17 protein-coding genes are annotated in these 24,193 nt (G+C 49.3%); 1 reads left to right on the plus strand and 16 read right to left on the minus strand.

The genetic code is table 11. The features are described from left to right. Positions 1-190 precede the first annotated feature (190 nt). On the plus strand, positions 191-1,048 hold the full coding sequence (locus tag ACX9NY_RS22445; RefSeq protein WP_339258318.1) for a hypothetical protein: 858 nt from the start codon (positions 191-193) through the stop codon (positions 1,046-1,048). A gap of 100 nt (positions 1,049-1,148) precedes the next feature. Here the strand turns inward: ACX9NY_RS22445 and ACX9NY_RS22450 are convergent, their stop codons facing one another. The 16 genes from ACX9NY_RS22450 to ACX9NY_RS22525 all read right to left on the minus strand — a co-directional run bounded on the left by ACX9NY_RS22450 (position 1,149) and on the right by ACX9NY_RS22525 (position 24,149). Beyond that, a complete protein-coding gene (locus ACX9NY_RS22450; RefSeq protein WP_472475159.1) occupies positions 1,149-1,577 on the minus strand; it encodes a VOC family protein in 429 nt (142 codons plus the stop codon). 167 nt (positions 1,578-1,744) lie between these two features. Next, positions 1,745-2,305 (minus strand): hypothetical protein, encoded by a 561-nt coding sequence (locus ACX9NY_RS22455; protein WP_472475161.1) that lies wholly within the window; start codon positions 2,303-2,305, stop codon positions 1,745-1,747. Between the two features lie 79 nt (positions 2,306-2,384). Further along, complete coding sequence (locus ACX9NY_RS22460; protein WP_062837704.1) at positions 2,385-2,612, minus strand: hypothetical protein; 228 nt, start codon at positions 2,610-2,612, stop codon at positions 2,385-2,387. 187 nt (positions 2,613-2,799) lie between these two features. Further along, positions 2,800-3,672, minus strand: coding sequence for a sugar phosphate isomerase/epimerase family protein (locus ACX9NY_RS22465; protein WP_472475163.1), 873 nt, complete (start codon positions 3,670-3,672; stop codon positions 2,800-2,802). Positions 3,673-3,684: 12 nt separating this feature from the next. Beyond that, on the minus strand, positions 3,685-4,560 hold the full coding sequence (locus tag ACX9NY_RS22470; protein ID WP_472475165.1) for a sugar phosphate isomerase/epimerase family protein: 876 nt from the start codon (positions 4,558-4,560) through the stop codon (positions 3,685-3,687). A 17-nt stretch (positions 4,561-4,577) separates the two neighbouring features. Beyond that, complete coding sequence (locus ACX9NY_RS22475; protein ID WP_472475167.1) at positions 4,578-7,685, minus strand: alpha-mannosidase; 3,108 nt, start codon at positions 7,683-7,685, stop codon at positions 4,578-4,580. Next, positions 7,682-9,994: a glycoside hydrolase family 3 N-terminal domain-containing protein gene (locus ACX9NY_RS22480; RefSeq protein WP_472475170.1), complete on the minus strand. Its 2,313-nt coding sequence runs from the start codon at positions 9,992-9,994 to the stop codon at positions 7,682-7,684. Before ACX9NY_RS22480 ends, ACX9NY_RS22475 begins: the two co-directional genes overlap by 4 nt. 50 nt (positions 9,995-10,044) lie before the next feature. Then, positions 10,045-12,264: a helix-turn-helix domain-containing protein gene (locus ACX9NY_RS22485; protein ID WP_472475172.1), complete on the minus strand. Its 2,220-nt coding sequence runs from the start codon at positions 12,262-12,264 to the stop codon at positions 10,045-10,047. A gap of 178 nt (positions 12,265-12,442) precedes the next feature. Then, positions 12,443-14,080: a type 2 periplasmic-binding domain-containing protein gene (locus ACX9NY_RS22490; protein WP_472475174.1), complete on the minus strand. Its 1,638-nt coding sequence runs from the start codon at positions 14,078-14,080 to the stop codon at positions 12,443-12,445. Positions 14,081-14,208: 128 nt separating this feature from the next. Next, on the minus strand, positions 14,209-15,117 hold the full coding sequence (locus ACX9NY_RS22495) for a carbohydrate ABC transporter permease (protein WP_413374484.1): 909 nt from the start codon (positions 15,115-15,117) through the stop codon (positions 14,209-14,211). A 15-nt stretch (positions 15,118-15,132) separates the two neighbouring features. Then, positions 15,133-16,110, minus strand: coding sequence for an ABC transporter permease (locus ACX9NY_RS22500; RefSeq protein ID WP_339239074.1), 978 nt, complete (start codon positions 16,108-16,110; stop codon positions 15,133-15,135). A 379-nt stretch (positions 16,111-16,489) separates the two neighbouring features. Continuing rightward, complete coding sequence (locus tag ACX9NY_RS22505) at positions 16,490-17,902, minus strand: alpha-L-fucosidase (RefSeq protein WP_472475176.1); 1,413 nt, start codon at positions 17,900-17,902, stop codon at positions 16,490-16,492. A 719-nt stretch (positions 17,903-18,621) separates the two neighbouring features. After that, a complete protein-coding gene (locus ACX9NY_RS22510) occupies positions 18,622-19,680 on the minus strand; it encodes a Gfo/Idh/MocA family protein (RefSeq protein ID WP_472475178.1) in 1,059 nt (352 codons plus the stop codon). A gap of 253 nt (positions 19,681-19,933) precedes the next feature. Then, positions 19,934-20,800: a sugar phosphate isomerase/epimerase family protein gene (locus tag ACX9NY_RS22515; protein WP_339239071.1), complete on the minus strand. Its 867-nt coding sequence runs from the start codon at positions 20,798-20,800 to the stop codon at positions 19,934-19,936. 105 nt (positions 20,801-20,905) lie between these two features. Beyond that, on the minus strand, positions 20,906-22,687 hold the full coding sequence (locus ACX9NY_RS22520) for a glycoside hydrolase family 35 protein (protein ID WP_472475180.1): 1,782 nt from the start codon (positions 22,685-22,687) through the stop codon (positions 20,906-20,908). Then, positions 22,668-24,149 carry an alpha-L-fucosidase gene (locus ACX9NY_RS22525; RefSeq protein WP_472475182.1) on the minus strand — a complete coding sequence of 494 codons (1,482 nt, stop codon included), beginning with the start codon at positions 24,147-24,149 and terminating at the stop codon, positions 22,668-22,670. Before ACX9NY_RS22525 ends, ACX9NY_RS22520 begins: the two co-directional genes overlap by 20 nt. Between the last annotated feature and the right edge of the window lie 44 nt (positions 24,150-24,193).

Below are 24,193 nucleotides of genomic sequence, written 5' to 3' on the forward strand. Positions count from 1 at the left end.
GGCTATACCTTCCCACCTTACATTCTGATCAAATTATAGCATAGGCCTCTGTGAGCAGGCGTAGATAATCTTCGTCTCCGAGGTACAGATTTCAGTGATTGGATTTAAGCAAAATGCTCATTTGTGATACACTGGTTGTAATTTGGAAACGATGAACATGAAGAATGGATTGGAAGGGCGGAAATTCCATATGACATACGCGTTTATGATTGAACCACAGGATTTTATCACGCTGGATAATGAAGATGAACTGATTGAGAAATGTCAGGAGTGGGGCCTGCTTTCCGGTAAAGCAACCAAACTCAAAACGTTCTATTATAAAGGAAACGGATTAAATATGCCGTGCACCATCATTGGATATGTTGATCACATGGCAGCCGTCATTCAACTGGATAATGGACAAAAACATTGCATTCACCCGTCGTATCTAAAGGAAATGCAAGCGTCCAGTTACAGCGCCAGAAGCGTAAGTACTGCGGGGTCAGATCGCAGCACAGAATCGTCAACTTCGGATACAATCGCACCAGTCTCTGCTGATGTTACGCCAACTCCAGAAGATACGCTGGTTAACCCGGATGAAATTCCGGCTAATCTGGATGATTCGGACGACACGGACACCGATGATTTCTCCTCGGGGATGAAGGGTGATCCAGATGGATTAGTAGAAGCATATGTTGGACCTCAGTCCGGGGCATCCGGTGAAGCCAAACCCAAGACCAAAACAGCGAGCAAGGCCAAGACCGTTAAGATTGATCTGCCAGAAGGCAAAGTGAAGATGAGCGCCGTTGTCAAAGAATTCACCACTGTGCCGAATCACTTCTCTGACAATGACGATGAAGTCATCATCTATGAAGCAGTTACCATCACGGAGCCAGACGTCATTGACGTTGGAGAAGCCTGGTCGAGCCACAGTGCCACCGTTAAGAAACAAGAACTCGAAGTGGGAGACGTTATCACGTTTGAAGCCAAAATCATCAAGAAAAAGCTGACACGTAACCCGGTTCCTTATAAAATCAACAACCCTTCCAAGATTCAGAAGGAAGGGTAATCCTACGCCGTATAGGGAAAAACAAAAAACCTCCAGAACTGCTCAAAGCAGATCGCGGAGGTTTTGCCGTTTGTAGGCTATATTAGCGAAGAGTACGCCCTTAAGCTTGTCCCGGTTTAGCACTGACTTGAAAATGTACGCCGAATTTGTCGACAACCGTGCCGTAGGCTGGACTCCAGAACGTCTCTTGTATCGCCATTTCCACTACGCCGCCATCTTCCAGTTGGCTGAAAATAGCTTTGGCTTCATCCACGGTATCCGTGTTCACAGTAATACTAACATGATTGCCTATAGTGTACGGCATGCCTGGAAATGTGTCGGACAACATTAATACCGAGCTGCCAATCTGCAAAGAAGCATGCATAATACGGTCTTTCGCTTCTGGCGGGATGGGATGATTCGGGTCAGATGGACCGTCACCAAATGTTTGAAGTGCGAGCACTTCCGCTCCAAATGCCTTTTGATAAAAATCTAACGCTTCACGTCCATTACCGTCTGTTATCACATACACATTCAAGCTGATCGACATGCGTTCTTCATCTCCTTGGGCTCATGTAATTATACAATTCACGCCACTTGCGACATGAGTATATATGAACAGGTTGTCCTTTGACAAGCGTATATTTCTGCACTCATCTCTGGCGACTTTTACACGATTAGGGTTACCAACATATTCTTAATCCATCCCTCTCTCCACTAGTTCTTTCGCTTGCGTATATAGTAGAGAACACGGATCAGAACACCCGGAACCAGTGCTGCAAAACTGGCATAGATCAGACACCATTTCAACAAGGTAAATATCGGAGTGAGTTCAGCAAGCACAGGCGTACGTTCAGGATAACGATACATGATCAGGGATGCACCTACATTTTCAAACATGTCCATAGCCCAACCCAAGACTGGAATGAGATTCACCCAGCGCCAGCGACTCTTTACCGGAAGCACCCGATAGAGTACGGATAAGAGAACAACCAATAAGAACAGATAGGCCAACGGCCATATGAGGTCAAATGTGAACCGTGCATGGATATAGGCGCTCCGCCCTGCTTCACCATACTGCTCAGCCATCTGATATAGATCATCCGCCGTGTACAAAAAAGAGGAATCCGGGGACTGCCCGCCACCTGTGGCTTCCTCTGACTTTGCCGCCTGCCAAGGCAGTATAAATGCAATAAAGCAGGCAAATACAACAACCGCAGCTACAACCCAAAACCAGTTTACCCTTTGATAGAACCAATCTGACACTTTCTTGAGCACGTTCTGTCCCCTTTCCGATAAAAAAAAGACCACTCTCCCGAAGCCTGTCGGTCAAATGGTTGTGTTCAATCCTATGAAGTTATCGTGCTTGAACGATGTTATCTATTTCACTTTTCAATAAGAGGTATCGATGAACACTTCTCATGATCGGGACCTTCGTAAGTTTGTTCTTGTCCACGTACAGTTTCATCTGGTCTTTGGTCAATCCAAGCAAACTTCCAGCTTCCGATACCGTCAATACTACCTCTGGGTTCGTAGCATTAAACGTCTTCTTTACCTTCTGATTCCAGTCCTCGAATACCTGCATAGATCAGTGACCTCTCCTATCCATAGCCAGTTATTATCAGGCTGAATATATCCAGTATACCACACTTGGGATGCTCGTAACTTAATCCTTGCGCAGAACCATATTCTGATAGGCTTTTTCACTTGCTGTAGTATGAGAAAAAGAGCCACGTCTGGACGCGGCCCTTGATTACTCTCCATGATATTCGTTACGCCTCTTCCCAGAAGCGACGCAGGTTGTCCATGGCAATTTTGGATGCAGATTTGCATTCCTCCATGCCCTCGAATTCCACTGTAATGTGGCCATCATAACCGGAGTCTTTGATCAGCTTTACAATTTTGCGGATCGGAATATCCCCTTGCCCAACGATCGCCCCTCGCAGGAAGTTACCGTAAGCTGTCGTGAACCATTCCCCTTCACCCGGATGCTCATCATAAGGACGGAAGTAGAAATCTTTGAAATGAACCAGAGAAGCGTACGGCAGATTTTTCATGACGCCAATGATCGGGTTCTCATCCACACACATGAAGTTGCCAATATCGAGTGTTGTCTTGAAGTTGGGACGATCCACCGCATGCAGTACACGCTGCACCCGGTCACTCGCCTGTACACTGAAGCCATGGTTCTCAATGGTTGTGGTGATCCCAAACTGCGCTGCATAGTCCGCAATGATCTGGCTTCCCCGTACCATCAGAGGCAGATGCTCCTCGAACCAGGCAATGGTCATCTTCTCCTTCGGCAGGGTAAATGCCGTGACGTCATGACGCATATGTTGTACACCCATCAGGTGCACAACATCCACATGCCTTTTGACCCGAGCCATCTCTTCTTCAAACGCCTCTTCCGTCTCCTGCACGAAATTGGCTGGCATCGAATAGTTGGACAGTTCAATACCTGCAGACGCTGCCCGTTCCCGAATCGCATCCGCCAGATCGTGATTGTCCTCCACGGTGTAACCGTAAGGTACCATCTCCATGTGCTCTCCGCCGTTTGCCGCAATCCAGTCAATCACATCCAGCACCGTCATCTCACCGGAATTCAAATCGTTCAACAAACTGTACGTGCTCAGGCCCACTTTCATCTGCTCAGCTCCCTATCGATATTGTTGAATGAATCGAACCGCCTTGCGAATATCCTCCTCCGGCTGATCGCCTACCTCGCGCTCAATCGTCAGATAACCGGTGTAACCAATCTCCTGAAGCGCTGCAAAGTATCCGTCAAAATCAACACCACCTTCGCCCAGTGGCACTTCACGAAAGAACGTTCCGGACGAGACCATCTCAGCGATCTTATCGTGATCCATAGGCGCATAACCGACCGCTCCGTATACGTCTCGTGGGTCGACTTCCTTCAACCTCACACCATCCTTCACATGGGTATGTACGATGTAATCCTTAAGCAGACGAACGCCCTGCGCCGGATCATCTCCAGTCACCATCACCATATTTGCCGGGTCAAAATTCACCGATACCCCGTTGGTCGACAGTGTATCCAGGAATCCTTTCAAGTCAGCTGCCGTTTCCGGACCTGTCTCAATGGCAAAATAAGCGCCAACACTTTTGGCGTACTGACCCAGTTCCTCACAAGAAGCATGCAGCGTAGCGTAGACTTCCGATGAAGGGTCATGTGGAACAATGCCGATATGTGTCGTGACGATGTTGGTACCCAGATCGAGGGCCAGATCCACGATCCGCTTCGATTTCTCCACTTTCCACGGATTATCTTCCTTGACCTGAAAACCATGTCCACCAAGGTCACCAACCAGGGCTGAAATTTCGAGGCCCAACGAATCGATGTAACTCTTCAGCTCCCTGCGCGCCGCAGGTGACAAATTTTCAGGGTCCATCTCTCCCTTGACGGCGTATATCTGCACACCTTCTGCACCTACGTCCTTCGCCTTGTTCAACCCTTCCCGTACACCTACGCCAAAGCTATCCACGATGACACCGATCTTATTCGTTAATTTCATGTCATACCTCCTGAAGATTACGTATTTGGATTCACTGGAACAAGTTTCACTGACTTAATTTCATACGGTTTGAATGTCAGTTCGAATGCTCCATTCGCACAAGTCAACGGATGGATCTCATCCTCCAGCAGATTAATGACAGACGCCTTAATTTCCCTTTTAACCCATTCGACATGTACCGTTTCCCGACCTCCTGAAGATTCGTAGAAACGCAGCACCGTTCCCGAGCCATCCTCTGCGGGCTTGATTGCATCCAGAATGACATGCTCACTATGGAACTGAACCCAAGCGTGTTCAGACGGCAAGTGACCCGAAGACGGACTCACTGCAACAACTTCCACCGGATGATTAAGCTCCATCGCGCGGCGAACGACAGCAGCTTGTCGCCAATCCCCCTGATGTGGCAGGAACGAATATGTGAATTCATGATCACCCTGATCAGCATGTTCATCCGGCCATTTGGGTGCACGAAGCAGGGACAGGCGAATCGTCCGATCCTTGATGTCGTATCCATACTTGCAATCATTCAGCAAACTGACACCACTATTGCCTTCTGAGATATCCGCCCAGCGATGCCCGCAGACCTCGAACTGCGCCTGCTCCCAACTGGTGTTGTTATGGGTTGGACGCTCCAATGCTCCAAACGGAATCTCATAGGCTGCTTTCGCTGCCACCAGATCCACCGGAAATGCCACCTTGAGCAGCTTATGACTCTCATTCCAGTTCACTTTCGTATGGAAATCAACACGCCGCTGGTGGTGATGCAAAATAATATCCTGGCTGATCTCCGATTGATTCAGCTTCCACACATAACGCAGCACATCTCGCGTAGCTCCACGCTGTACAACCTCTCTGGAGACTAACTGCACCGCACCTGCCCGCTGGGATTCAAACCGCGGATCGATATCCCAGGCATCCCAGTACGTCGGTTTGTCATGGAAAAACTGCCACTCATTCGCCCGATCACCGGGCTTCAGCCAGTCGCGTCCTACCGCTTTGTCATACCATCGGGTGATCTCTCCCAAGTCATTGAACTCAAGCGTGTAAAATTCAGTTTCCCATGTGGAAGGGAAGGGTTCTTCTTCCCTTCCTGGAAGGATAACATCCGGTGCCTCGCGCAGCCATATGGTTGTATACCCAAAAGCAGGAATCGATGGAACATGCACAAGCAGCGTATACTTGTCTTCTTTTTGCTCCAAATCACTGGCCAGACGGTTTCCTTGACGATCGAATGCAGCCATCCCGGCGAGGTGTGCATCGCCTGTAATGGTGATATTTTCTCCACGTTCCCAACCGAGGCTGTTGAATATAATGTAGGGAAGACCCTCAACTTCATCGGTTGCAATGTTCTCCGCAAGGATATCCAGCGTTTCCCGCAAGGCGGATGTACCTAATGTAAATACTTTCGTGTACTCCTCGGTAGACGTTACATATACTTCAGGAATCGATGTTCCCGGAATAATGTCATGGAATTGGTTGAGCATGATCAGCTTCCAGCCTTCATCCAGGTCATTCTTCGTGTGTGCAGCGCAAGCTCCGGCAAATTGCCCCCAGATCTCCGCTTCCCGGTACAATACCTCTGCCTTTCGATTGCTACGTTTGTTCCTCGCATGGGTCGTATAGGTTCCCCGGTGTAACTCCAGGTACAAGTCCCCGTGCCACTTCGGCAACGTTGGATTATTGGACGATATGTCTTCAAAAAAAGCACCTGCCGTGCTGAATTTGCTGATTGGCTGCCCGACCATCAAATGGGATCGCTCCGCAAACTCCACCATCTCATTCGTCACACCGCCGCCACCATCGCCATGTCCGTAGAGCAACATCTGCTCAGGATGCACATCCTTCTGTTTGTACGATTGCCAATGTTCATCCACATCTTTGGGCCGCGTATGCTCATTCACACCATGATTCAGATAGGCCAGCACTGAAGTTCCATCAATGCCTACCCAGTCGAAGAGGTCATAAGGAAACGCGTTGGTGTCATTCCAATTCAGCTTGGTCGTCATAAAATAAGGAATATTCGCAAGCTTTAACATCTGCGGCAAGGAAGCACAGTAGCCAAAGGTATCGGGCAGCCACTCGATGTTGGAGCGTCTGCCAAACTCCGCCTGGTAGAAGTTCTGTCCATACAGAATCTGCCGGACCAACGACTCCCCACTCGGAATGTTCAGATCCGGCTCCACCCACATGCCCCCGACCAACTCCCAGCGACCTTCAGCAATGCGTGCTTTAACTCGCTCGTACAGCTCCGGGTAATGCTCCTTGACGAAGGCATACAGCTGCGGCTGGCTCTGGGAATACACAAAATCCGGATACGTGTCCATCAAGGTACACATGGTCGAGAACGTGCGACTGGACTTGCGAACCGTCTCTCGTACAGGCCACAGCCAGGCAATATCAATGTGGGATTGTCCAACCAGATGCATGAAGCCACTTCGATACTCCTCCGGGTCTTCCTGCTGCACTGACTGTACCAGTCCATGTTCAAAATTCTGTATCCATGCCGCATCCGTCCAGCGGTCCGGATTATTGTACATCTCATCCATCACCTGGTGAATGGCCTGAACAAGTGCCATCCGCTTGGGCTCCTTCTCGTTATATGCCCGGAGCGACTCGGCGAGTACCGTCACGCTGTACATCAGGCTCTGCAAGGGCTGATTGATATGAACCAGGGCTGTGCGAATGCCCTGAATAGGCGGTTGAATCACGGCTTGTCGATTGAGTGGATCATGTGGTTCCGGGATCGGATCATAGAGTTCAATCTCCAACTGCGGCGCATTGCCTACTCGACTTCTCGGAAGAGGTACGAATCCGTGATTCCGATCCAGTCCGTGATACGGCAAGCCATTCACCTTCAGCAGCCCTTCTCCTCCAGTCTCAAAAATCAACCCAATGGCTTGATCCTGCCAACTGTCTGGAATCTCCACACATTTACTCAGAAAATACGTCGTTCCGTGTACGCTGTTCAGCGGATTCAAGCTCTGCATTGCCTTGTCCGCCTGCTCATACTCGTATTCCCCTGGCCGAATGTACCTGGCCTTCTGCATCTCCCACGTTGGAAGCTCGATCGTATCCAGCCACTGCGACCGGTTCATATCCTCAATGAATCGTTGAATTCGAATCATACCTCTACCCCCACCTTCTGAATGTGCAGACTGCAAGCGGTCCAGTCAGCAGAATTGCGGCCAACCATGAGTCTGAATTCACCTGGTTCCACAACAGACTGGAGACGGGAGTCGATCAGTGCGAGATGTTCTTTTTGCACAGGGAATGTAACGGTCCGGGTCTCTCCTGGCTCCAGATGGATTTTACGAAAACCCTTCAATGACATTTCAGCCCGGGTGACTGAAGCCGACACATCCGTGATATAAAACTGTACAACCTCACTTCCCGCAGCCGCTCCGGTATTTGTGACTTCAACCATCACTTGTGCTTCATCTTCCGGACCAATCACTTCCGGCACTACCCGTACATGCTCATATGTGAATTCGGTGTAGCTCAGTCCATATCCGAACGGATACTGCGGCGCAAGATCCATCTCCAGATACCGCTTGCCACGCGTGCGTTTGGCATGATAATAAACCGGGAGCTGCCCAACATGCTTGGGAATGGAAACCGTAAGACGGCCAGATGGATTCACATCGCCAAACAGAATATCTGCGATCGCGTTACCACCTTCCTGTCCTGGGTACCAAGCTTCCACAATGGCTTGAACATGCTCATCAATCCAAGGTTCAGCTATGGGACGGCCGTTGATATAGACCACGATAACCGGTTTCCCCAGCTTATGTACCTCCTGCACCAGCTCCAATTGAACACCCATGAGATTCAGGGAAGCCCGGTCAATGCCCTCGCCGCACTCCATATCATTCCATGGGTCATCCGTTACCACAGACGCTCCTGTCCGCAAGTCGATCGTGCCTTCACCAAAATCGCGGGCGCTGGAACCACCCATCACCATCACGATGACATCGGCCTGTTCCGCACAGGCGAGCGCTTGTGCAAAGCCCTCTCTGGAATCGCCTTTAATCCGGCAACCCGGTGCGTACAGCACCTGACCTGAATCCGCGCCAAGCTTGCGCGTAATACCATCCAGTACGGTGACGATCTGTTCTCTCGGCTGTGGCGAGGTGTAGTCCCCAAGCTGGTTATAGATATGGTTCGCATTCGGACCAATGACAGCCAGCTTCGTGCCAGTTTTGGAGAGTGGCAATGTCGCCCCTTCATTTTTCAGTAAAATAATCCCCTCTTGCGCAACTTCCCTCGCCAGCCGCACATGATCTTCACATCCGATGACCCGTTCTGCAAAGTCAGGATCTACAAAAGGCTGTTCGAATAACCCGAGTCTGAATTTCATCTCCAGCACCCGCCACACAGCCAAGTCCAGATCTTTCTCTTCAATCAGTCCCTGCTCCAGCGCCTGACCGAGATGTTTGCGGTACATGTAACCGGACATCTCCATGTCCACACCTGCCTGAAGGGACTGCGCTACGGCCTGCTCCCCGTTCTCGGCGGTGTTATGTCCATGGACCAGCATCTGAATGGCGCCAAAATCAGTAATGACGAATCCATCAAAACCCCACTCCTCGCGCAGCAGGTCATTCAGCAGATACGTACTGGACGTACACGGTACGCCATCAATCTCGTTATAAGCGGTCATCACGGAGCAAGCCCCGGCTTCCACTGCCTTTTTGAACGGCAATAGATCTATTTCATGCAATTCACGTAATCCCATATGCACTGGTGCGGCATTGCGCCCACCCTCTGAACTGCCATAAGCCGCAAAATGCTTGAGTGTAGCTACAATCGTCTGGTTGGAATCGAGGCGGTCACCCTGTAGTCCCTTCATGGCTTCTACTGCGAATTCACCAATCAGGTATGGATCTTCGGCAAAACATTCCTCCGTCCGCCCCCATCTCGGGTCACGCACGACATCAAGCACCGGGGAATACGTTGCCGCTCCCCCCTGGCTCCGGGTCTCCACAGCGATGGCTTCACACATCTTGCGGTATAATTCCATATTCCACGTGCTGCCCACGGTTAAAGGTACCGGAAATACAGTCGCCCCAATCGCCATATGACCGTGGGAGCACTCTTCCCCGAACAGAATGGGAATGCCCAGTCGGGAATGCTCCAAGGCATACTGCTGGATGACATTCGTGGCAACGGCTCCTTGTCGTGGTGTCAGACCTGTCTCCAGCGTTACTTCAGTCCATGGATCGGCCCGAAGCACACCATACAGAGAACCGACTCCGCCCTGTTCCATGTCCGCTTCGAACTCTTCCGTGACCTGTACTGTGCCATCTGCTGCCTTCACATACGTCTTCCAGCCCATCGGCTGTATGAGTTGTCCAATCTTCTCTGCCGTTGTCATCCGTCCGATCAGATCCTGAATCCGCTCCTGAATGGGAAGCGAAGCATCTTTGTAGTCCATATGCACATTCTCCTTATGCGTTCGGAATTAGTTAGGCTCGTGCACTTACATCACATGGCCTTACGGTAGTCACTTGGCGCTACACCCACCACGTTTTTGAAAGCCCGATTGAAGGAATTATAGTTGGTATATCCCACTTCTTCACTGATTTCCTGAATGGCCTTATCGGTCTCCTGCATGAGCAATTTGGCTTTTTCGATGCGATGACTAATGAGCAGATCCACGAACTTCTCCCCAATCTCATCCTTGAAAAGCTTGCTCAGATACTTCGGATTAATATCGAATCGATCACTAAGGTAGTTCAGCGACAGATCGGGATTATTGTAATGCTCTTCGATGTATTTGCGAATCTCTAGAATATGAGATCTGTGTTTACGCGAACATTGCAACGTCTTCATCTGTAGGGCCAGTTCCCGGAACCCTTCCCAGCACAGCTCACGCAAATCGTCTAACGTCTCCCAGCCCTCAAGCCTTGGGAGAAGCGGGGTGAATATAGCGGCCCACGAATCCTGGTACTCCCGTGGAAGTTCGGCGAACTCCCGATTGTAATGTTGAAATAACAATTGGATCGTATTCATAATCTCCTGGCGGGACAAGACGGACTCACTGATTTGTTCAAACAGTCTTTCAAAATGCTTTTCCCAGACATCGTCCGATAAACGCATTGCCTGTACCAGCAGTGAGATGGTTTTCAGGAACTCATACACATCATTGGTCGAATTCGGCACATCGCTACACGGAATGATGCGATTTATTCCCAGTACAGCCTTGTACTCCAGCGCGTGCACAGCTTCTTTCAATGAAGCTCTCAATCCCCGAATATCGACAGCAACTCGACCCACCCCAATGGTTACGGTGAAGTTGAGATACTGATCGATTCTATCCAGATAACCAGCCAGCAATCGATGCTCCATCTCCTCGGCCTGTTCCATATCCGGCATCCAGAGGATGGCGTACAGACGCTGATCGGAGATCCATTCAGCCCATACTTCCGTTCCTTCATGGCGTGCACTCTCTTGCAGAATACTGGACAACACAAATTTCAGGAGGGATTGGTCCTGATGATGATACTCCGTCGCAAATGCATCATACCGATCCATTTCAATTACCATGACGGCCCAACGATGCTCCAGCTCAGGCAGTTTGAACTTCTTCATCTCTGCTGTCAGCTCCGTGCTCGTAAAGTCTCGTGTGCCTTCCAGCAACTCCTGAAAGAACATCCTTTTCTGCAAAATCAGATTCTCTTCATGCTCCTCCTGATATTGTCTCGTCTGATCAATCATGCGTTCCAGCGTGGTATGGATGAAGCGGAACTCATTCTCTTTGCCATAGTTCAGTCCGGATTGCTTCTGCGAAGAGACGGTCTGAATTAACGTGACAATCTGCTGAATCGGCTTGTAGTTTCTGCGGGTCACATAGATCACCCACACCACGCCAATCAACACAACCACTACAGCAAAGGCAAACCAGATATTATAAAATTGCAGAGCCCATTTGACGATTTTGCCGTTATTGAGTCCCGTCTGCACCTTCCAGCCGCTATAACTCGACGTAAATTCAGAGAAGACTTCTCCCGACGTGGTTTTAGTGGAAGCTGTAATCCCTTCTGGTCTGCTGCTATCCCACAGATTGCCGCCCGAACGGTTGAAGATGTTCACAAACGTAAATTCCGGATCATACATCTGCATGATGGACTTCCTCAGGGTACTCAGATCCACGTTGGTGACTACAAGTCCTTTGCCGTTCCCTACACTTCGCACAATTGTAATTACCTGCTCCGTTGCTTGTGAAGGGAAAGCCCGGAATGCTCGTGCCCCTGCCCACTTTTGTTCATCCCTCGTCCGGCTATCTGCAATAAAGTCTGCATCCGGGAACTCTTCAATCGGAACCGCCTTCCCGTTACTGAAGACCGTGCCATCTCCATATCGAACGAGATAAATCGAATCAATCAGCGGATACTCTATTTTCAATTCATCAACCACCTGGACCGCCTGAATGCCGGCATACACATCACCGCTGCCAGATACCGAGAAATAATTCTTCAAGTTAGGGTTGGTCAAAATCTCACGTAGTACCTTAAAATCAATGGAGCGCAGAGAGTTGTCCAGATATTGTGTGACCTGTGAGGCCAGGAATTCATTGGCCTTAAGCGCTTCTCTACGGTTCTGTTCATTGAAGACCTGGAAAAAAATAAAGAATAGAATGGTCGTCACAATAAAGAAAACTGGCAGATACGATAACAGCAAACGTCTAAACCAATTGTTGTTCATCTCCGAGATCCCCCCACCATTACTGTTCATGCTGAATGACGACAATCATTTGTGCTGATCGCTAATTTCCCATAAATATTCAGTACATTATATCGGATGACGTGGGGTTGTCATAGGAGAAGACTGTCCCGGTCACGGGTGACAGACGGGACAGCCTCTATATGGAATCCTTCAACAATTATTGATTCTTCTCGATGGCGCGCTGGTAGATCTCAAGGTAATTACTCAGCCCAAGACCATCAAAACCTTTGACATATGCTTCCCATTCCTTATCAATGCTCTTGCTACCGATAATGAACTGTGCCATATTCGTCTGCACATAATCCTTGATGGCCGTAGTCAATTGTGCAGCTGATTCCGTATCCTCTGGACGGATAAACACGTTCGCAGGATATACTTCTTTTGGTGCATAGGGTTCATACACATTGGTAGCTTGAGCCAGACGTGTACCATAACCCTCTGCTTCCAAAGGGTTCTGCCCTTCGGCAAACAGATTACGGAATGTGTTGGACAAGTCATGCGCTCCGATCTGTGACCAGCTCTCATTCACAACAACGTTTGGATCACGCTCAGGCAGGTTGTAGTAACTATATTTGGCAGGCTCGCCATTGATGTTTTTCTCATCGGCATCTGCCTTTTTCCAGCCCTTGCCTTCGGTTGGTCCATACTCCGCGTATAGTGCACCTTCTTCACTGAACATGTAGTCCACAATTTTGATGGCGGCAATCTGCTGTGCTTCTGTCGCTTTGTTGGTAATGGCAAACTCAAACTCACCGACGCTCTGCGTGGCGCCTGTTGTCTGCACGCCATCCGGCCCTTTTAATGGAGGGACAATATCCCAGTGCTGGTGACGAGTGATGTCTTTGTCATAGGTATTTACGAGATAGCTGACCAGCGCCGTTGTAATGGAGCCGACCACCTCATCGCCTTCTTTGTTGCCCAGTTGTCCAATCGCCTGATCGTTCTGCGTGAAGGAAGCTGGATCAATCAGGCCATCTGCATACAGCTTGTTCATGTACTCCAGCCCTTTCTTCCATCCTTCCTGATTGGCGGCAAAACTCACCTTGCCATCGTTCACAATCAGGTATTTGTCGTTGTCATTGTATATGAAACTATTCATCAGATAGGCATCAATGTTGCCATTCCATACATACTTGTTCGGTGCACCCGTAAGTGGAATCTCGTCCGCTTTCCCGTTACCGTTGGGATCCTGTGTCTTAAACGCCTTCAGAACGGTGTACAGTTCATCGGTTGTTGTTGGCATTTTCAGACCCAGATTATCGAGCCATTCTGTGTTGATCCAGTATTTCTGTGCATACGTACAATGGTAACATTCATTGAAGATCGGCAGTGCATAGATGTTGCCATCCGGTGCTGTAATGGCTTCTTTGAAATATGGCTTCTCTTCCATAATCTTGGTCAGGTTCGGACCATACTCCTTAATCAGATCTTGTAGCGGAAGGAACACGCCCTGTTTTCCATAGGTTTGAAGGTCTGAAGTGGTGAACTTGCCGTGAAGAAACACTTCCGGATAATCACCACTGGCCAGCAGCAATTGTCTGCGATCCTGCAAGGCGTCTGTAGGGGCCAGATCCCATTTTAGGGTAACGTCGAACTTGTCTTCGATAAATTGGGTAAATTCATTCTCTTCCATGGACGCTTTGCCTTGCGGAGCAAAGAAGGTCATGGTTACAGGACCGCCGCTCTCCCCGCTACCGTCGCTACTTCCACCCGATTCCTCGGATGAACTACATGCGGACAACAAAGCCATCGAAGCAAAGACCAGAAACAACATCGAAATCCAAGATTTTCTCAATCTGACTCCTCCTTTTTGTTCATAACGGCAAACCATTGGTTGTAGTGCACACGTATCCAATCACTCCCGGAAGCCGGCGTGTTCCTTCCACCTCCTTTCAAGAGGCAACCGGGCTTAACTCACAAGGATTAACCTTTGAGGGAACCAACCATGACTCCTTTAACAAAATGCTTCTGTACAAATGGATACATGATCAGAATGGGGATACTCGCGACAACGATCAGTGCATATTTCAACACCTGCTCAAACCCTTGATCCCGCAACTGTTGGCTGGTATTGGCAAGCATCGCCGGATCAGCCGCGTTCAGGATAAGCAGATTGCGCAGCACGTACTGGAGAGGGAACAATTTCTCAGAACGCAGGTAGATCAGTGCATCAAAGTACGCATTCCAGTGACCTACGGCATACATGAGTGTCATGACGGCCAGAATAGGCTTTGATAAAGGAAGAACCACGCTGATCAGATACCGGATATCCCGGCAACCATCCATCTCTGCGGCCTCTCCAAGCTCTTCTGGGATCGAAGATTGGAAGAACGTCCTTGCTACAATGACTTGGAACACCGCGAGCGCCCCGGGCAACCACATCGCCCAACGTGTATCGAGCAGGTGCAGGTCCTTCATCAGGAGGTAGGTGGGGATCAGACCGCCATCAAAGAACATCGTGATCATCATGAAAATGATAATGGCACCTCGTCCATAGAATGACTTGCGTGACAAGGGATACGCCAGCATGACGGTCAGTGCCACGTTAATGAACGTGCCCACCACGGTGTAGATGATCGTGTTGTAGAAACCGAGCATCAGCTGTTGGCTTTTAAATATAGAGATGTAGGCCTTGATGTTAAAATCGACCGGGAATAGCCACACCTGACCGGATGTGACGGCCCGTGAAGAGCTGAACGAAGAACTGATGATATACAAGAGCGGATAAAACACCGTTAGCAGTATGGCAAACAGAAAGATATAGTTAAATGTCATGAAAATGCGGTCACCGAGCGGGTCCTTGATCCGGTTCCGATTAATCAGGTTGAACATGGATAAGCTCCTCCTTTACCACAAGCTGTTCTGGGATACTTTGCGCGATATGCCGTTGACGATAACCAGCAGAATCAGGTTGATAATGGAGTTGAATAACCCTACTGCCGAGGAGAAACTGAAATTCGCACCAATCAGACCCACCTTGTACACATACGTGGAGATGACCTCTGAAGCGCTTGTGTTGAGCGGATTCTGCATTAGGTATATTTTCTCGAAGCCCACGCCCATAATGCTGCCCAGACTCAGAATCAACATGATGACGGTGACTGGAACGAGTGTTGGAAGGTCAATGTGCCAGATTTTCCGAAGTCTTGATGCGCCGTCCATCTTCGCTGCTTCATACAGGGATGGGTCAACACCAGCAAGAGCTGCGATATATATAATGGATGAATATCCCATGCCCTGCCACACACCTGACCAGACGTAGATTGATTTGAAGTATTCCGGAATGCCCATGAAGTTGGTCATTGGGAAGCCGAGCAGTGTGAACAGCTTGTCTACCACGCCCACATGTGGGGAGAGCATCAGAATGATAATGGATACCATGACAACGGTGGAGATAAAATGCGGAGCGTAGGTGACCATCTGCACGGTCTTCTTGAAGTAACCCGTTCGAATCTCATTCAGCGCCAGCGCCAGCAGGATTGGAATGGGGAAACCCGCAATTAAGGAATAGAAACTGATGCCTATCGTGTTTTTGATCAACAGCCAGAAGTTTGGAGACTGGAAGAAGGCTTCGAAGTGTTTGAAGCCAACCCAGGGGCTTCCCCAGATTCCTTTGACTACACTGAAGTCCTTGAAGGCGATCTGGACACCCACCATAGGGATGTACTTGAAGATCAACAGATACAACACGGGAGGTAGCACGAGCAGGTAGAGCTCCCAGTGCTTCTTGAGGCTTTTGATGAATGGATGCTGCCGCTTGGGCTCCACATGTTTCCTCTGCTGGAGTTCCAACTTAGCGGGTATGCTTTCCGTAACTCGACTCATTTGCGTCACTCCTTCTACACCTCAAGTGTAATAATACATTACATTTACATCCCTTAAACATCCTTTTTCCTGATCTTATTTCCTTGTAAAACATAATTGATGTAAACATTCATATCAGGTAGCGCTTTCTTGATTTGATAGTACATCGCACGGTAAACTTTTATCAATTTGCAATTTTCTCCGACTTCTCTTTATTCCATAAACCCTTGTATAGCAAGCGATTACGAGCTGTTTTGGGTGGAAATTATGTTCCTTATGTATGAATAAAAAAATCCCGGAGGTGGTTAGATCTCCCCCGGAATTGACATGGCGTTCTGTACATGCATGTTCAAAAAGTTAACGATTCAGCACCGAGAAGGGGAACACACGGGAAAAATCTCTATGCGCTTGTGATCAATCTGAACGTATGTGTGATGGGTAATGCACTGGTTGTAACCGATTGTGGAAGTTCCACGAGAAGTCCGTCTTCCGTATGCTGATACGTAAGTACGTCATCGCTATCGATGAGTTCGACCCGCTCTACCTTTTCCAGATAAGGAATGACTAGCTGTGGTTGTACGCTCTCATGTTCGTTTCGGTATAAACGGAAGGCATATACGGTGTTGATCTCTTCCTTCTGCGTGAAGGCCCAATCTTTCGTAAAATATGGCCCGCAGATCCGGGTTCCATAGACCCCTTCTCCATGAGTACCCAGCCATTCACCGAGGCCCTTGATGCCTCGAATTGCCCCTTTGGGCAGACGCCCATCGGGTTGTGGTCCTACATTCAGCGCCAGGTTACCACCCTTGGACACGACTTCGAGTAGAATATGTGCCAGCTGTCTTCCCGTTTTGTACTGATCATCGAATCCGAAGGCAAAGGAGTTGCCCACGGTAATACAGCTCTCCCATGGAATGTTCATCGGATGTTCCGGTATGGTCTGCTCGGGGGTAACGATATTCTCATACGGCCCACCCACGGTGCGATCTGCGGACAGGAGCCACGGTTGTGTGGTCTGACGTGCACGTTCCACGACTTCTCCGAGCCTGATATCCTGCCCATGGCGACCTTCGCGCACCCAGCCGGCATCCAGCCACAGACACTCGATCCGTCCGTAATTCGTCAGCAGCTCCATGATCTGCTCATGTGTGAACTCTACAAACTGCTCCCACAGCCATGGATACTTATGGGGATCATACGAGGGACCGCGCCACATATGGCGCCCACGCTCCATACCGGGTGCCCAGTAATACGGGGTATGCCAGTCCGCTTTGGAGAAATACGCTGAGATGCCCAGCCCTTTAGCCCGAAAAGCGTCAAATAATGCTCGACAGATGTCCGCGTACTTATGGGTATGAAAAGGGGTGTCTTTGCCCGTAATCCGGTAATCCGTCGTTTTGGTATCCCACATGCAAAATCCGTCATGGTGCTTGGTGGTGAACAGGAAGTATTTGAACCCATTATCTGCCGCCATCTGTGCCCATTCCTCAGGCTGGAAACGAATCGGATTGAAGGTTTTGTTGAGATCGAAGTATTCCCGTTTGAAGTCTTCCATGTCATCCGTCCAGTCGATGTCATCACGCGACCAATCGCCATCCTCATCACTCAGCGCCCAGGACTCGACGAGACCAAGCTGGGAATACGGCCCCCAGTGCATCATCAGCCCCAGCTTCTGGTCCTTGAACCACTCCAGCCGTTCATTCAGCAGCGGATCCTCCGGTCTGATCCACTCTTCCTCTTTGCTAAAATTGTGCACCCCGGCTTCAACAATCTGCTCTTCCTGCTCCAGTACGGTTTCTTTGGTTTCGCTCATCCTGATTCATCTCCTCGGATTAGAATAAAAGATAAACCTTGCATGTTACGCCTGGTCACTCCGAGTGCAGTACCATCTTTCGATCGCTGTTATCCCCAGATTTTTTGATTATTTTCCTAGAGGGAAAATCCGGGGATAAAGGCGAGCGCTCCGCTTCTTCAGATTGGTTCTGCACTCTCCGTTTTGGCGTAAACGCTACGTTTAACTATTATGGGGCGTAGTAACTCTGTTATTTCGATTGCGGTGCCATCTTCAATTCCTATGAATCCCACATTCTTCGCTTGACTCCAGAGGAATATAAACTGGCTGACCTTCGCGAATCGGCAGGAAATTTTCTAAGGAACTCAGGGCGCCTTATTCAGCCTTTTGATCCTCTTTTTAAATCGTAAGGAACTTCAGACACGTTATTTCCCGAAATTAGCTGATAATAATGCTGTAAACTGCTGTTTGTTCTCATATAGCGTGTCTCAGGTTCTTTAGGTTTCTGCTCGCGCTCCATATCCTTAAATAAGACGGATCAGATTCGTTAGCACTCGCTCCCTACCCTGCTCTCTGCTCCAAATGCAAGCGGATAGGACGACTCCGAATCTCGCCCGGAGTGGAGCTTTTCATTAAGAAGGGAGCGAAATGCTCATAACCTTTAATGCCATGGGAGTAATTAAGTATCAACGTGAAGTATCTACATGGAGCACCCACATCCACGCGAACAATACCACCATTTACAACGAAATTTCGCGTCCCTGACGGGCTGATTCGTAGATGGCACAGAGCATTTTCATTACTTCGACGCCGTCTTCAACTGGGCTAAGTGTTTCTTTGCGGCCCTGTGTACTATCGATAAAATGGTTGATTTCATTGCGGAACGAGCCCATAAAGTCGAATGATTTGAAATCCACCTGTGGAGTCATGTTCAAAATGGTGTTAAATTTCTCGCCAATAATCGAAATTTCCGGCTCCAGCTCGGCACCGCCTTTGTCACCATATAGCTTGACTGAGGTCTCATCTGCTTTGGCATGGAGCGTGAAGCTGACATCCACGAGCAGGCTCGCACCATTCTCGAAACGAATCAGGGCATTTGCCATATCCTCAACAGTATTCTGCTGAGCGTCATAGTCTGCCGCTTTGTAGAACGACAGATTGTTAATGTTCGAGCGGTTCCCCAATCGATTGGACACGTTAGCGGAGACGGATTTCACCTTCGGTCTGCCCATCAGATACCAACAAATGTCGATCACATGCACCCCGATATCGATCAGAGGTCCACCGCCGGAGCGGTTGATATCCGAGAACCAGCCACCTGGGTTGCCCAAACGACGCAGACTGGAGGCTTTGGCATAATAGATCTCGCCCAGTTCACCCTCGTCGATAAATTTCTTCAGAATCTGTGCATTGTCACTATAGCGGCGAACAAAACCAACCTGCAGCAGCTTCCCACTGCGATGAACGGCCTTCTCTACCTCGAGGGCATCCTCCACCGTCTGGCAGAGTGGTTTTTCACATAACACGTTTTTGCCTGCGTCCAGCGCAGCAATACTAATCTCGGCATGGGAGTCGTTCCATGTACAGATGCTAACGGAATGAATCTCGGGCATTGCGAGCAGTTTCTTGTAGTCGGTAAACACATGAGGTGCATTATATTGCTTCGCCACTTCTGCGGCACGTTCTGCATTCAGGTCGCAGATAGCGTATATCTCAACGTCAGGATTACTGGCATAGGCTTGCAAGTGGCAATCGGATATGGATCCGGCACCGATGACGGCGACTTTCAATTTGGACATAGTGTTGATTCCTCCATAAATAAAATTAAAGTTCTGCAGAGTAGACGTTCCGGTTGCGAATCGTTCTTCCGATCACTCTTATCCCCAGATTTCTTCACTCACCTTTTTGCAAAGGGGAAATCCGGGGATAAAGGCGCACGCTTCGCTTCTTCAGAATCGATTTCGCCCCCTCCACTACTTTTTCTGAATGAATTAACTTTCTTTTTGAGCCATACATAACAAGTCATATTTCATTTAAAACAAGCACTCAGCCCTATGCCTCTTCCCATAGGCGGCGGACGTTATCCATGGCAATGCGTGAGGCGGTTTTGCAATCCTCCATGCCTTCAAATTCAACCGAGATATATCCGTCATACCCGGATTGTTTTAACACACGCATAACTTCAGGCATGTTGATATCGCCATGGCCCACAATGGCACCGCGCAGGTAATTGCCATGCGAGGTTTGGAACCAGCCTTCACCGGGGTTCCGGTAGGAAGGCCTCCAATAGAAGTCTTTGGCATGCACAATCGACGCGTACGGAATATTATTTTTCACCGCACTCACCGGATCTTCATCCACACAAAGGAAATTCCCGACATCCAGGGTGGTTTTGAAGTTATTCCGCGCCGTTTCGTGGAGCAAACGTTGAATTCGCTCACTCGACTGCACATAGTACCCATGGTTCTCCACACTTGTTGTAATCCCAAAATCCGCTGCATAATCGGCTATCCGCTGACAAGCCTTCACCAGTACAGGCAGGTCGATCTCGAACTGTGCTACGGTTCCTTCCGGTGAGGGACGGAAAGCCACGTCATGCCGCATCAGTTTTACACCCAATGCAGCAGCCACATCCACATGTCGCATCACATTCTGGATCTCTTGCTCTAATGCTTCGGCGTCCTCCTGTACAGCAAAGTTAGCGCCGATAGCATAATTGGAAATATCGATTCCTACCTCTTTTGCGACAGCTTTAATCTCATCAATCAACTCCGGATGTTCGATCAGACTGAATCCCATCGGAACAATCTCCACATGTTCCCCGCCCTGATCGGCGATCCAGCGAATGGCATCCGGTACGGTTAATTCTTTACGATCCAGTGCTTGTTGCAGACTGTAGGTGCTGAGTCCAACTTTCATTTTTCCTCATCCTCTCCTGTAGTTGCTGTCCATACCCAACGTATACCTTTTTCCGGCAGACACGACAATTGCCAATAATCGTATGGCTCACCTATTTTCCTTTTCCTAGCCCAAATCCGGTGTATCCACGAACGTAACGGCCAGATCAGCCGTCTCGTGGAGTTCAAATACAGTAATTTCATTCTCACCTTCGCGAAGGAGTGGGGCAGGTACGTACAATGTTTTTTGCGGTCCTATATTCCAGTAGCGACCCAGATTGAATCCGTTTACAAAGACAACACCTTTGGTCCAGTTATCCAGACGCAGAAAAGTATCTCTTACACCCGTTACTTGAAAACTTCCCTGGTAAAAGGCTGGCCCTCCCCCCACTCTCTCTCCTTCTTCATCCCCTGCCGAAAATTTCTCGCTAAATTTTAGACACGACAGGTCGGTTAAAGGCAGACAATGAATTGTCCAATCGAATAAAAATTGAAAGCCATGCCGCACTCCCTCCGTAATCCCCTTTGGATCTCTCAAATACGGGCCATAGTTGATTCGCCCCATATTTTCAACAAGGATCAATAGATCTGCGCCCTCTGGCGGCACTTCAAACGAAATCGATACTGCTGTATTCCCCCGTTCCAGCACGCCCTGAAATTGCCCATCAACAAACACAAGCGCACGGTCACGCACCTCCTGAACCGCCAATTCCTGTCGCTCCCTAGGCCCGGATATTCGGGTTTGATAACAAATAAATCCATAATCCTGACCCAGTTTCTCCATCGATTCCGGATTCGTGCGTTGCACCGGGACTGATATCCGGTTCAACTGTGGCAGTAATGACGCCTGCTGGTTCAACTCCACTCGTCCATATGCGAATGCCCCCTTCGATTCAGGCAACACGAGCTCATCCAGATCTTCATCGTTATACCGAGCAATAAGATCACGTACGGCATGAAATTTTGCTGTTGGCTCCCCAGATTCACTGAGCAGTGAATCGTAATCGTAACTTGTAATGGTGGGTTCATATTGATCTTTCTGCTGACAGTTCGCTCCGTTATAAAATCCAAAGTTCGTTCCCCCGTGGAACATATAAAAATTAACCGAAGCACCTGCCCGAAGCATCTCTTCAAATATATCTGCTACATCTGCGGCTTCCCGGGTATGATGCGACTCACCCCAATGATCGAACCAGCCGTTCCAATACTCCATGCACATCAAAGGTTCTTCTGCCTGATATTCACGCAGCTTGGCGAACGCTCCTTGCGTCCCTGATCCAAAATTAACTGTAGCCAGATACCCTGGCACCGATCCCGCTTGCAACATAGGGTCTGTCGGTCCGTCGGAGGTAAATAACAACACATCCATCCCCCGCTCTACCATGCCATCCCGTAAATATTGCAGATAACTCGCGTCATTGCCGAAACTGCCGTACTCATTTTCAATTTGCATCGCGATGATCGGCCCACCATGCGTGCTAAGAAGGGGTTTCAATTTGGGCAAAAGCACATCATAATAACGATCCACATTTGCCAGAAATGTTGCATCATTACACCGAAGACGGACATCATCAGCTGCAAGCAGCCAGGAAGGCAATCCGCCAAACTCCCACTCCGCACATATATAAGGACTTGGGCGTACAATCACATGCAGACCCACATCTCCCGCAATACGAATAAAACGTTCCAGATCAGCCATGCCTTCAAAACAATACTGCCCCGGCTGCGGCTCATGAACATTCCACGGCACATACGTTTCTACTGTGTTGAAGCCGCAGGCTTTCAACTTGAGTAGCCGATCCTCCCAATATTCGGGGACCACTCTAAAATAATGAATGGCACCCGACAAAATCCGAATGGGCTCGCCATCATACATGAATTGTGAACCTTTATACGTTAGCAGCGGCATTTGGCATCCCTCCCTGCTCGCTCAGATATATGCCTAACCCGGACAACGTAGGATACCATCTGGATTCATGAATGGTTAATCGCATGCTTCTCAATGTGACCTGGGGGAAACAGCAAATTCGTTTATACCCCACCACAGTCCCCGTGTAGAACGCCTCCCAACCCCCATCTGCCCTTTGTGACTCCAGTGTAAAACGCTCAATCCGTTGGCCTGTCTCGATATGTTCCATCAGCACCACCCGGTCAAACGTCATTTCCTCCTGCAAATCCAGCTCAATCCAAGCCTGCTCCGTTCCTTCATGAGGACACCAATACGTATCCCGTCGTTCCGTCAGCAACTCCGATACGACATGTTGTTCATCCATCGTCTCCGATGCTTTTACCAGCGCCTGCAAGGCCAAATTTTCCTGAAAAATGGTACGTAGCGAATCTCCTAATTCCTGTAGTCGCTCTACATCCCGTTCATGAATGAGACCACGCGTATCCGGTGGCAGATTGAGCAAAAAGGTGGCATTGCCTCCCACTGCGCCGTAATAGACGGCGAGCAGTTCTTCCAATGTTTTGACCTGATCATCCTCACTTGTATGATAGAACCATCCCGGGCGAATCGAGGTATTCACCTCAGCAGGGTACCAGATCAATTGCTCACCTTGGGAACGAATGACCTCTCGGCTTCCCAAATCACGGTCCTGTGTATTGATCCTTGTGGCAAACTCGCCATCATCCACCTGCTGCGATTGCTCCTGAATCTTCTCATTATCCTGCATATGCGCGGGCACAACGCTCCATTCCGATTCCCGCGTATGCCCCGCCTCATTGCCGCACCAACGAACATCCGGTCCACATACCGAGATGACAGCATCGGGCTGAAGTTCACGAATAAGCGCATAATAGGCGTCCCAGTCATAGACCTGCCTTTTGCCATTCGGACCCTCACCACACGCGCCATCGAACCATACACAGAAGATATCGCCATAATTCGTAAGCAGCTCACGTAACTGATGGAGGAAAAACTCGTTATACCTCTCGGAATCTCCATAAGTGGCTTCATGCCGATCCCAAGGAGACAGGTACACGCCGAACTTCAATCCACCCTCACGGCAGGCATCGGCGACTTCCCGAACCAAATCCCCCGCACCGTTCCTCCATGGACTGGCCGCGACCGTATGCGCTGTATACTGGCTTGGCCACAAACAAAATCCATCATGATGCTTACACGTCAAAATCAGCCCCTTCATCCCGGCAGCCTTGCACGCCTGCACCCATTGCGCTGCGCTTAGTTCAGAAGGATTGAAGATCAACGGTTCTTCCTCCCCAGTGCCCCATTCCCGATCCGTGAATGTATTTACCGTAAAATGAATAAACGCGTAAAACTCCATCTCCTGCCATTTCAACTGGCGTTCGGATGGGCTGACCTCTGCTGCGAACTTGATCCATTCGGCTGCTTGCATGTCCTGGTTCATGGTGTTATCCCTCCTTTTATTTCGTGCATTTCTATGTCACTGGA

The organism is Paenibacillus sp. CB74 (assembly GCF_055687625.1).